Source organism: Candidatus Epulonipiscium viviparus (assembly GCF_000171335.1).
GTDB classification, from domain to species: domain Bacteria; phylum Bacillota; class Clostridia; order Lachnospirales; family Cellulosilyticaceae; genus Epulonipiscioides; species Epulonipiscioides viviparus.
This window is the reverse complement of sequence record NZ_ABEQ01000091.1, coordinates 1-12,378: the sequence shown is the minus strand read 5'-3', so window position 1 is coordinate 12,378 and position 12,378 is coordinate 1. Positions and strand designations below refer to the sequence as shown.

The 12,378-nt window shown below is 46.7% G+C and carries 5 protein-coding genes; 3 read left to right on the top strand and 2 right to left on the bottom strand.

Annotation, left to right across the window (positions count from 1 at the left end):
* The 3 genes from trxA to EPU_RS14455 all read left to right on the top strand — a co-directional run.
* On the top strand, positions 1-317 hold a 317-nt coding region (trxA, locus tag EPU_RS12440; RefSeq protein ID WP_010169346.1), incomplete at its 5' end, for a thioredoxin.
* A gap of 149 nt (positions 318-466) precedes the next feature.
* Positions 467-3,031, top strand: a complete 2,565-nt coding sequence (locus EPU_RS14440) for a collagen-like domain-containing protein (protein WP_010169344.1) — start codon at positions 467-469, stop codon at positions 3,029-3,031.
* Between the two features lie 166 nt (positions 3,032-3,197).
* Positions 3,198-6,815, top strand: a complete 3,618-nt coding sequence (locus EPU_RS14455) for a collagen-like domain-containing protein (RefSeq protein ID WP_010169343.1) — start codon at positions 3,198-3,200, stop codon at positions 6,813-6,815.
* Positions 6,816-6,916: 101 nt separating this feature from the next.
* Here the strand turns inward: EPU_RS14455 and EPU_RS13765 are convergent, their stop codons facing one another.
* Positions 6,917-11,704 carry a hypothetical protein gene (locus EPU_RS13765; protein ID WP_010169342.1) on the bottom strand — a complete coding sequence of 1,596 codons (4,788 nt, stop codon included), beginning with the start codon at positions 11,702-11,704 and terminating at the stop codon, positions 6,917-6,919.
* Positions 11,705-11,730: 26 nt separating this feature from the next.
* The coding region (trpS, locus tag EPU_RS10870; RefSeq protein WP_010169341.1) for a tryptophan--tRNA ligase at positions 11,731-12,378 on the bottom strand (648 nt) is incomplete at its 5' end.

Below are 12,378 nucleotides of genomic sequence, written 5' to 3'. Positions count from 1 at the left end.
CATTTGAATTTACAGTAGATAATTTTCAAGAAGAAGCATTAGACTCGGATATTCCAGTTATGGTTGATTTTTATGCAGACTGGTGCGCACCATGTAGAATGATTGCCCCAATAATCAATGAATTGGCAGAAGAATATGAAAACAAGGTAAAAATCGGAAAACTCAACATCGATGAACATAGCGAGATATCTAATCGATACGGCATAATGTCAATTCCTACAATATTGTTTATTAAAAACGGAGAAGTAATAAATAAAGTTCAAGGAGCAGTGCCAAAAACTAAATTGAACGATACAATACAAACCGTTCTTAAATAAAACTACCTACACGGCTCGGGCCGTGTTTTTTTTACATAAAATTATAACAAATAGTAGCATTTTCCACTTGTTTCCATATATTAACAGTACAAGGTAACAAATATCCTTTTTATCGACGTTACCTAGTAAAAATAGAGGAGGTTAAAAAAATGGAAGCAAACACAAAACTTAATTCAGCAAGTAATCAAAATATTATGGAGCCTCCTGGTCCAGCAGGGCCACAAGGTATCCAAGGTGAGCAAGGTATCCAAGGTATTCAAGGTGAACAAGGTATCCAAGGTGTCCAAGGTGTCCAAGGTGTCCAAGGTGAGCAAGGTGTCCAAGGTGTCCAAGGTGTCCAAGGTGTCCAAGGTGAGCAAGGTATCCAAGGTGAGCAAGGTATCCAAGGTATTCAAGGTGAGCAAGGTATCCAAGGTATCCAAGGTGAGCCAGGTGAGCAAGGTATCCAAGGTGAGCCAGGTGAGCAAGGTATCCAAGGTGAGCCAGGTGAGCAAGGTATCCAAGGTATTCAAGGTGAGCAAGGTATCCAAGGTATTCCAGGTGAGCAAGGTATCCAAGGTATTCCAGGTGAGCAAGGTATCCAAGGTATTCCAGGTGAGCAAGGTATCCAAGGTATTCCAGGTGAGCAAGGTATCCAAGGTATTCCAGGTGAGCAAGGTATCCAAGGTATTCCAGGTGAGCAAGGTATCCAAGGTGAGCCAGGTGAGCAAGGTATCCAAGGTGAGCCAGGTGAGCAAGGTATCCAAGGTGAGCCAGGTGAGCAAGGTATCCAAGGTGAGCAAGGTGAGCAAGGTATCCAAGGTGAGCCAGGTGAGCAAGGTATCCAAGGTGAGCCAGGTGAGCAAGGTATCCAAGGTGAGCCAGGTGAGCAAGGTATCCAAGGTGAGCCAGGTGAGCAAGGTATCCAAGGTGAGCCAGGTGAGCAAGGTATCCAAGGTGAGCCAGGTGAGCAAGGTATCCAAGGTGACAAAGGCGAAAAAGGTGACAAAGGCGAAAAAGGTGACAAAGGCGAAAAAGGCAACCAAGGTGACAAAGGCGAAAAAGGTGACAAAGGCGAAAAAGGCAACCAAGGTGACAAAGGCGAAAAAGGTGACAAAGGCGACAAAGGCAACCAAGGTGACAAAGGCGAAAAAGGTGACAAAGGCGACAAAGGCAACCAAGGTGACAAAGGCGAAAAAGGTGACAAAGGCGAAAAAGGTGACAAAGGCGAAAAAGGCAACCAAGGTGACAAAGGCGAAAAAGGTGACAAAGGCGAAAAAGGTGACAAAGGCGAAAAAGGCAACCAAGGTGACAAAGGCGAAAAAGGCGACAAAGGCAACCAAGGTGACAAAGGCGAAAAAGGCAACCAAGGTGACAAAGGCGAAAAAGGTGACAAAGGCGAAAAAGGTGACAAAGGCGACAAAGGCAACCAAGGTGACAAAGGCGAAAAAGGTGACAAAGGCGAAAAAGGCAACCAAGGTGACAAAGGCGAAAAAGGTGACAAAGGCGACAAAGGCAACCAAGGTGACAAAGGCGAAAAAGGTGACAAAGGCGAAAAAGGCGACAAAGGCAACCAAGGTGACAAAGGCGAAAAAGGCGACCAAGGCAACCAAGGTGACAAAGGCGAAAAAGGTGACAAAGGCGAAAAAGGTGACAAAGGCGAAAAAGGCGACCAAGGCAACCAAGGTGACAAAGGCGAAAAAGGTGACAAAGGCGAAAAAGGCGACACAGGCAACCAAGGTGACAAAGGCGAAAAAGGTGACAAAGGCGAAAAAGGCGACAAAGGCAACCAAGGTGACAAAGGCGAAAAAGGTGACAAAGGCGAAAAAGGCGACAAAGGCAACCAAGGTGACAAAGGCGAAAAAGGTGACAAAGGCGAAAAAGGCGACAAAGGCAACCAAGGTGACAAAGGCGAAAAAGGTGACAAAGGCGAAAAAGGTGACAAAGGCGAAAAAGGTGACAAAGGCGAAAAAGGTGACAAAGGCGAAAAAGGCGACCAAGGCAACCAAGGTGACAAAGGCGAAAAAGGTGACAAAGGCGAAAAAGGTGACCCAGGCGAGCAAGGTCCAGAGGGTCCTAAAGGTGATCAAGGTATCGATGGCCCAGCTGGAGGTCCTCAAGGCCCAATTGGTCCGCAAGGTATTCAAGGTCCCGCTGGTAAGCAAGGTGCTAGAGGCATTCAAGGTCCCGTTGGTAAGCAAGGTGCTAGAGGTATTCAAGGTCCCGCTGGTAAACAAGGTATTCAAGGTCCCGCTGGTAAGCAAGGTGCTAGAGGCATTCAAGGTCCTAAAGGTGAGTCTGGTATTCTCAACGAATCATTACTCCTTCCTTTAATACAACGACTTGTGGCTCTAGAGCAAAATAGTCCAATTGCTCCTATGATTACCAATGTATCTGCTATTCTTGTACCTACCGAAGAAATCATTACTTCACCAACCGCTAAACTAAAAATATACGAAGGAATGCTATTGGATGACATTCTTACTTTACTCAATACCTCCGTAATATTCCAAGGCTCCCTAGAAGGCATAACCGCTGTTACTAATATAGCAAATTATATTACTGTAGATTGGAATATCTCTGGCTTAACAGATGCTGTCGCTATTGATGATGTAATTGTCGCTGAAGCCACGCTAACCGCAAATGGCAATATCCAATTATTCACACCAACTTCTTCCTCTGCAGAAGAAACAATTATCATCGTTATCAATTTTACTGTAGTAGAAAAAATATAGAAAACGATCAGCTTTTCTCCTCTGTTTTCAGGGGGGTTTTTTTATTATGTACCTTCAGATCAATCAAATTCCATATATATTTACCATATTTCGCCATGCCAAGCACACAATAATAGTCCCAAGCATAGCATGAATATAAAATATTATTAAAAAAGGAGCATATATTATGTACTATACTTATCCAAATCCCAATATTACAAGAGAGCTATTGATACAAGCCTACCTGCAATATTATTATCAACACGGATCACTTCCTGGTGGCTTCGTTCCACCTTCAAGTATCCAGCCAGATACTTCTACAAGTACAATAATACCTCCTGGATCTACTATTGTTATACCTCCAATCGATGACGATTGTTGTAAAACTCCTGTTGGTCCACAAGGAGAGCCAGGTCTTCAGGGTCCACAAGGTCCACAGGGTCCGCAAGGTCTCCCAGGTCCAGCGGGTGCTCAAGGCATCGCAGGGGCAACAGGTCCTATGGGTCCGCAAGGCGATCAAGGTTGCCGCGGTCTCGATGGCGCTCCGGGTATTCCAGGTCCGCAAGGTCCGATAGGTGCGACAGGTCCTATGGGTCCGCAAGGCGATCAAGGTTGCCGCGGTCTCGATGGTGCTCCGGGTGTTCCAGGTCCGCAAGGTCCGATAGGTGCGACAGGTCCTATGGGTCCGGCAGGTGTTCCAGGTCTCGATGGTACTCCAGGTGTTCCAGGTCCGCAAGGTCTCGATGGTGCTCCGGGTGTTCCAGGTCCACAAGGTCCGATAGGTGCGACAGGTCCACAAGGTCCGGCAGGTCTCGATGGTGTTCCAGGTCCACAAGGTCCGATAGGTGCAACAGGTCCACAAGGTCCGATAGGTGCAACAGGTCCACAAGGTCTGGCAGGTCTCGATGGTGTTCCAGGTCCGCAAGGTCCGATAGGTGCGACAGGTCCACAAGGTCCGGCTGGTCTCGATGGTGTTCCAGGTCCACAAGGTCCGATAGGTGCAACAGGTCCACAAGGTCTGGCAGGTCTCGATGGTGTTCCAGGTCCGCAAGGTCCGATAGGTGCGACAGGTCCACAAGGTCCGGCAGGTCTCGATGGTACTCCAGGTCCGCAAGGTCCGATAGGTGCAACAGGTCCACAAGGTCCGGCAGGTCTCGATGGTACTCCAGGTCCACAAGGTCCGATAGGTGCGACAGGTCCACAAGGTCCGATAGGTGCGACAGGTCCACAAGGTCCGGCTGGTGTTCCAGGTCTCGATGGTATTCCGGGTCCTATGGGTCCGCAAGGTCCGGCTGGTGTTCCAGGTCCGCAAGGTCCAGAAGGTGCGACAGGTCCTATGGGTCCACAAGGTCCAGCTGGTGTTCCAGGTCTCGATAATGTTCCAGGCCCTATCGGTCCGCAAGGTCCGGCTGGTGTTCCAGGTCCGCAAGGTCCGATAGGTGCGACAGGTCCACAAGGTCCGGCAGGTCTCGATGGTACTCCAGGTCCACAAGGTCCGATAGGTGCAACAGGTCCACAAGGTCCGGCAGGTCTCGATGGTACTCCAGGTCCGCAAGGTCCGATAGGTGCAACAGGTCCACAAGGTCCGGCAGGTCTCGATGGTACTCCAGGTCCACAAGGTCCGATAGGTGCAACAGGTCCACAAGGTCCGGCAGGTCTCGATGGTACTCCAGGTCCACAAGGTCCGGCAGGTCTCGATGGTACTCCAGGTCCACAAGGTCCGGCTGGTGTTCCAGGTCTCGATGGTATTCCGGGTCCTATGGGTCCTATGGGTCCTATCGGTCCGCAAGGTCCAGCTGGTATTCCAGGTCTCGATAATGTTCCAGGCCCTATCGGTCCGCAAGGTCCAGCTGGTGTTCCAGGTCCGCAAGGTCCGATAGGTGCGACAGGTCCACAAGGTCCGGCAGGTCTCGATGGTACTCCAGGTCCGCAAGGTCCGATAGGTGCAACAGGTCCACAAGGTCCGGCAGGTCTCGATGGTATTCCGGGTCCTATGGGTCCGCAAGGTCCAGCTGGTGTTCCAGGTCTCGATGGTGTTCCAGGTCCTATGGGTCCGCAAGGTCCGGCTGGTGCGACAGGTCCTATGGGTCCACAAGGTCCAGCTGGTGTTCCAGGTCTCGATAATGTTCCAGGCCCTATCGGTCCGCAAGGTCCAGCTGGTGTTCCAGGTCCGCAAGGTCCGATAGGTGCGACAGGTCCACAAGGTCCGGCTGGTCTCGATGGTACTCCAGGTCCACAAGGTCCGATAGGTGCAACAGGTCCACAAGGTCCGGCTGGTCTCGATGGTACTCCAGGTCCACAAGGTCCGGCAGGTCTCGATGGTGTTCCAGGTCCTATCGGTCCGCAAGGTCCAGCTGGTGTTCCAGGTCTCGATGGTATTCCGGGTCCTATGGGTCCGCAAGGTCCGGCTGGTGTTCCAGGTCTCGATGGTATTCCGGGTCCTATGGGTCCGCAAGGTCCGGCTGGTGTTCCAGGTCTCGATGGTGTTCCAGGTCCTATGGGTCCGCAAGGTCCGGCTGGTGTTCCAGGTCTCGATGGTGTTCCAGGTCCTATGGGTCCGCAAGGTCCGGCTGGTCTCGATGGTACTCCAGGTCCACAAGGTCCGATAGGTGCGACAGGTCCACAAGGTCCGATAGGTGCAACAGGTCCACAAGGTCCGGCTGGTCTCGATGGTGCTCCGGGTGTTCCAGGTCCACAAGGTCCGATAGGTGCAACAGGTCCACAAGGTCCGGCTGGTCTCGATGGTGTTCCAGGTGTTCCAGGTGTTCCAGGTCCGCAAGGTCCGATAGGTGCGACAGGTCCGCAAGGTCCGGCTGGTCTCGATGGTGCTCCGGGTATTCCAGGTCCGCAAGGTCCGATAGGTGCGACAGGTCCTATGGGTCTTCCAGGTTTTCCTGGTCTACAAGGTCCGCAAGGTCCGCAAGGTCCAGAAGGCCTAGAGGGTATTCAAGGTCCTGAGGGTCCCCAAGGTATTCAAGGTATTCAAGGCATCCAAGGTCCTCAAGGTATTCAAGGTATCTCTGGAACTGATTTAGATGCAGGTTATGTAATAGATATCAACTCTATGCTTATGGATATCGCACACCTACAAGCTGAGATTACTCTAGAATACACAATGCAGCTTTCTTTTGTTAATATTTACCTAACTAACGTAAGCAATCTTTCGAATTGTATAGTTTCCACTGATCAAACGTTTGACCAAATAGTGGCTCAGCTATTTTCTTATCCTAACGTTGGCGTTGCTACTTTAAATAGGCTTTATTTGGCAAGTTTTCTAGGCATCTCAGCTTCAAAAAATTCTATCATCGGTCAACGTCTTTTAAATCTCACATTAACACCTACAGAAACCGTACCTGCTACATTAACAACAATTTGGAGAGATTATTTAACAGAAACAACAGGCACACCTCTTTCTCTAATAATGTATACTAATAATTGTGTTACGGAATTTAAAGATGTAACTATTACCGTATTATCTGATTCATTTATTCGATTTGTATACCGAGACGATGTATATATTATGTCTACACAAAAAATTCTTGCGATCAGTACTGAATATGATATTCAAATATTAACTCCCGAGGTTATTGTAGACACTCCTACAGAGACTGTTGTTGTCGATGATGCTCCATCTGCAGATGCCATTGTTGTCGATGATGCTCCATCTGCAGATGCCATTGTTATCGATGATGCTCCATCTGCAGATACCATTGTTGTCGATGATGCTCCATCTGCAGATGCCATTGTTGTCGATGATGCTCCATCTGCAGATACCATTGTTGTCGATGATGCTCCATCTGCATAAATAAATTAATCTCTTATTCTCTTCAAATCCTTCTTATTCATTTGGAAGGATTTTTTTTTAGTTAACGCACTATAGCTGGAAATCCTATTTTCTTTTGAACTTTACGCAATCTCTTCAGATGCCGTTGTTATCGACGACGCCTCTTCTGCAGATGTCATTGTTATCGATGATGCCTCTCCAGGTTCCATTGTTTTCGACGATGCCTCTTCTGCAGATGTCATTGTTATCGATGATGCTCCATCTGCAGATGCCATTGTTGTCGATGATGCTTCTTCAGATTCTGTTGTTTTCGGCAATGCCTCTTCTGCAGATGTCATTGTTATCGATGATGCTCCATCTGCAGATGCCATTGTTGTCGATGATGCTTTTTCAGATTCTGTTGTTATCGATGATGCCTCTCCAGGTTCTGTTGTTTTCGACGATGCCTCTTCTGCAGGTTCTGTTGTTTTCGATGACGCTTCTTCAGATTCTGTTGTTTTCGACGACGCCTCTTCTGCAGATGCCATTGTTGTCGATGACGCTTCTTCAGATGCCATTGTTTTCGATGACGCTTCTTCTGCAGATGCCATTGTTATCGATGATGCTCCATCTGCAGATGTCATTGTTGTCGATGATGCCTCTCCAGGTTCCGTTGTTTTCGATGACGCTTCTTCAGATTCTGTTGTTTTCGATGATGCTCCATCTGCAGATGTCATTGTTATCGACGATGCCTCTTTTACAGGTTCTGTTGTTTTCGATGACGCTTCTTCAGGTTCCGTTGTTTTCGATGATGCTCCATCTGCAGATGTCATTGTTTTCGATGATGCCTCTCCAGGTTCCGTTGTTTTCGATGACGCTTCTTCAGATTCTGTTGTTTTCGATGATGCTTCTTCAGATTCTGTTGTTTTCGACGATGCCTCTTCTGCAGATGCCATTGTTTTCGATGATGCTTTTTCAGATTCTGTTGTTTTCGACGATGCCTCTTCTGCAGATGTCATTGTTTTCGATGATGCCTCTTCTGCAGATGTCATTGTTATCGATGATGCCTCTCCAGGTTCCATTATTTTCGATGATGCTTCTTCAGGTGCCATTGTTATCGATGATGCCTCTTCTGCAGATGTCATTGTTATCGATGATGCCTCTCCAGGTTCCGTTGTTTTCGACGACGCTTCTTCAGGTTCCATTGTTTTCGATGATGCTTCTTCAGATTCTGTTGTTTTCGACGATGCCTCTTCTGCAGATGCCATTGTTGTCGATGACGCTTCTTCAGATTCTGTTGTTTTCGATGACGCTTCTTCAGGTTCCGTTGTTTTCGATGATGCTCCATCTGCAGATGCCATTGTTGTCGATGACGCTTCTTCAGGTTCCGTTGTTTTCGATGATGCTCCATCTGCAGATGTCATTGTTATCGATGATGCTTTTTCAGATTCTGTTGTTTTCGACGACGCCTCTTCTGCAGATGCCATTGTTGTCGATGATGCTTTTTCAGATTCTGTTGTCTTCGATGATGCTCCATCTGCAGATGCCATTGTTGTCGATGATGCCTCTTTTACAGGTTCTGTTGTTTTCGACGATGCCTCTTCTGCAGATGCCATTGTTTTCGATGACGCTTCTTCAGATTCTGTTGTTTTCGACGATGCCTCTTCTGCAGATGTCATTGTTATCGATGATGCCTCTCCAGATTCTATTGTTTTCGACGATGCTTCTTCAGGTGCCGTTGTTATCGATGATGCCTCTCCAGGTTCTGTTATTTTCGACGATGCCTCTTCTGCAGATGTCATTGTTATCGATGATGCTTCTTCAGATTCTGTTGTTTTCGACGATGCCTCTTCTGCAGATGTCATTGTTATCGATGATGCTTCTTCAGATTCTGTTGTTTTCGACGATGCCTCTTCTGCAGATGCCATTGCTTTCGATGATGCTTTTTCAGATTCTGTTGTTATCGATGATGCCTCTCCAGGTTCCGTTGTTTTCGATGACGCTTCTTCAGATTCTGTTGTTTTCGACGATGCCTCTTCTGCAGATGTCATTGTTATCGATGATGCCTCTCCAGGTTCCATTGTTTTCGATGATGCTTCTTCAGGTGCCATTGTTGTCGATGACGCTTCTTCAGGTTCCGTTGTTTTCGATGATGCCTCTCCAGGTTCCGTTATTTTCGATGATGCTTCTTCAGATTCTGTTGTTTTCGATGATGCCTCTTCTGCAGATGCCATTGTTGTCGACGATGCCTCTTCTGCAGATGTCATTGTTTTCGATGATGCTTCTTCAGATTCTGTTGTTTTCGACGATGCCTCTTCTGCAGATGCCATTGTTATCGATGACGCTTCTTCAGGTTCCGTTGTTTTCGAAGATGCTCCATCTGCAGATGTCATTGTTATCGACGATGCCTCTTTTACAGGTTCTGTTGTTTTCGATGACGCTTCTTCAGGTTCCGTTGTTTTCGAAGATGCTCCATCTGCAGATGTCATTGTTATCGATGATGCCTCTTCTGCAGATGCCATTGTTTTCGATGACGCTTCTTCAGATTCTGTTGTTTTCGACGATGCCTCTTTTACAGGTTCTGTTGTTTTCGACGATGCCTCTTCTGCAGATGCCATTGTTATCGCTGATGCCTCTCCAGGTTCCGTTGTTATCGACGATGCCTCTTTTACAGGTTCTGTTGTTTTCGATGACGCTTCTTCAGGTTCCGTTGTTATCGATGATACCTCTTCTGCAGATGCCATTGTTGTCGATGACGCTTCTTCAGGTTCCGTTGTTATCGATGATACCTCTTCTGCAGATGCCATTGTTATCGACGATGCCTCTTTTACAGGTTCTGTTGTTTTCGACGACGCTTCTTCAGGTTCCGTTGTTTTCGATGACGCTTCTTCAGATTCTGTTGTTTTCGACGACGCCTCTTCTGCAGATGCCATTGTTATCGACGATGCCTCTTTTACAGGTTCTGTTGTTTTCGACGACGCTTCTTCAGGTTCCGTTGTTTTCGATGACGCTTCTTCAGATTCTGTTGTTTTCGACGACGCCTCTTCTGTAGATGCCATTGTTGTCGATGACGCTTCTTCAGGTTCCGTTGTTTTCGATGATGCTCCATCTGCAGATGTCATTGTTATCGATGATGCTTTTTCAGATTCTGTTGTTTTCGACGACGCCTCTTCTGCAGATGCCATTGTTGTCGATGATGCTTTTTCAGATTCTGTTGTCTTCGATGATGCTCCATCTGCAGATGTCATTGTTATCGATGATGCCTCTCCAGGTTCCGTTGTTTTCGATGACGCTTCTTCTGCAGATGCCATTGTTGTCGATGATGCTTTTTCAGATTCTGTTGTTATCGATGATGCCTCTCCAGGTTCCGTTGTTTTCGACGATGCCTCTTCTGCAGATGCCATTGTTTTCGATGATGCTTCTTCAGATTCTGTTGTTTTCGACGACGCTTCTTCAGATTCTGTTGTTTTCGATGATGCTCCATCTGCAGATGCCATTGTTGTCGATGATGCCTCTTCAGGTTCCGTTGTTTTCGATGACGCTTCTTCTGCAGATGCCATTGTTGTCGATGATGCTCCATCTGCAGATGTCATTGTTATCGATGATGCTCCATCTGCAGATGCCATTGTTTTCGATGACGCTTCTTCAGGTTCCGTTGTTGTCGATGACGCTTCTTCAGATTCTGTTGTTTTCGACGATGCCTCTCCTGCAGATGTCATTGTTATCGATGATGCCTCTCCAGGTTCCGTTGTTTTCGATGACGCTTCTGCAGATTCTGTTGTTTTCGACGATGCCTCTTCTGCAGATGTCATTGTTATCGACGATGCCTCTTTTACAGGTTCTGTTGTTTTCGACAATGCCTCTTCTGCAGATGCCATTGTTGTCGATGATGCCTCTTTTACAGGTTCTGTTGTTTTCGACGATGCCTCTTTTACAGGTTCTGTTGTTTTCGACGATGCCTCTTCTGCAGATGCCATTGTTTTCGATGACGCTTCTTCTGCAGATGCCATTGTTTTCGATGACGCTTCTTCTGCAGATGCCATTGTTTTCGATGACGCTTCTTCTGCAGATGCCATTGTTTTCGATGACGCTTCTTCTGCAGATGTCATTGTTTTCGATGATGCCTCTCCAGGTTCCGTTGTTTTCGATGATGCCTCTCCAGGTTCCGTTGTTTTCGACGATGCCTCTTCTGCAGATGCCATTGTTGTCGATGATGCCTCTCCAGATTCCGTTGTTTTCGATGATGCTCCATCTGCAGATGCCATTGTTTTCGATGATGCCTCTCCAGGTTCCGTTGTTTTCGATGACGCTTCTTCTTCAGATGCCATTGTTATCGATGATGCTTTTTCAGATTCTGTTGTTTTCGACGATGCCTCTTCTGCAGATGTCATTGTTATCGATGATGCTCCATCTGCAGATGCCATTGTTTTCGATGATGCTTTTTCAGATTCTGTTGTTGTCGATGATGCTCCATCTGCAGATGCCATTGTTGTCGATGATACCTCTTCTGCAGATGCCATTGTTATCGATGATGCTCCATCTGCAGATGCCATTGTTTTCGATGATGCTCCATCTGCAGATGCCATTGTTTTCGATGATGCCTCTTCTGCAGATGCCATTGTTTTCGATGATGCTCCATCTGCAGATGTCATTGTTATCGATGATGCCTCTCCAGGTTCCATTGTTTTCGATGATGCTTCTTCAGGTGCCATTGTTGTCGATGACGCTTCTTCAGATTCTGTTGTTTTCGACGACGCTTCTTCAGGTTCCGTTGTTTTCGATGATGCTTCTTCAGATTCTGTTGTTTTCGACGACGCCTCTTCTGCAGATGCCATTGTTTTCGATGATGCTTTTTCAGATTCTGTTGTTTTCGACGACGCCTCTTCTGCAGATGCCATTGTTTTCGATGACGCTTCTTCTGCAGATGCCATTTCAGGTGCTAAGGATTTTTTCTTAGTTAACGCACTATAGCTGGAAATCCTATTTTCTTTTGCACTTTACGCAACACTTTTTGTGCCTTATAATTGGCCTTTTCAGCATTGTCTTTGATTATTTGGTCGATATAACTCTTGTCCTTTTGCAATTCCTCATACTTTTGTTGTATCGGTTTCAGTATTTCTATCACTGCCTCGGCCACTGCAATCTTGAAATCTCCATAACCTTTTCCTGAAAACTCATTTTCGATTGCTTCATAATTTTTATCTGTTACAGCGCCGTATATGCTAATGAGATTGCTTATGCCTGGTTGATTTTCAGGATCATACTTTATCTGTGCCGCATTGTCCGTTACCGCTCTTTTAAATTTTTTCAAAATTTCTTCTGGCTTGTCCGTTAACAAAATAGTAGCGTTTTTATCTTCTGATGATTTGGACATTTTTTTCGATGGGTCTTGCAAATCCATTATTCTAGCACCTACTTTTCCGATATATGGCTCTGGAATTACAAAGGTGTCTCCATAAATAGAATTAAATCTCGTCGCAATATCTCGAGTCAACTCCAGATGCTGTTTCTGATCATTTCCTATAGGCACCAAATCACTATTATATAGCAAAATGTCTGCTGCCATCAGCGCGGGGTAGGTATATAGACCAGCATTTATATTATC

Excerpts from the sequence above, each read along its gene's own strand:
- EPU_RS14455 (WP_010169343.1), top strand. The coding sequence starts at position 3,198 with ATGTACTATACTTATCCAAATCCCAATATTACAAGAGAGCTATTGATA.
- EPU_RS13765 (WP_010169342.1), bottom strand. The coding sequence starts at position 11,704 with ATGGCATCTGCAGAAGAAGCGTCATCGAAAACAATGGCATCTGCAGAA.
- EPU_RS14440 (WP_010169344.1), top strand. The coding sequence starts at position 467 with ATGGAAGCAAACACAAAACTTAATTCAGCAAGTAATCAAAATATTATG.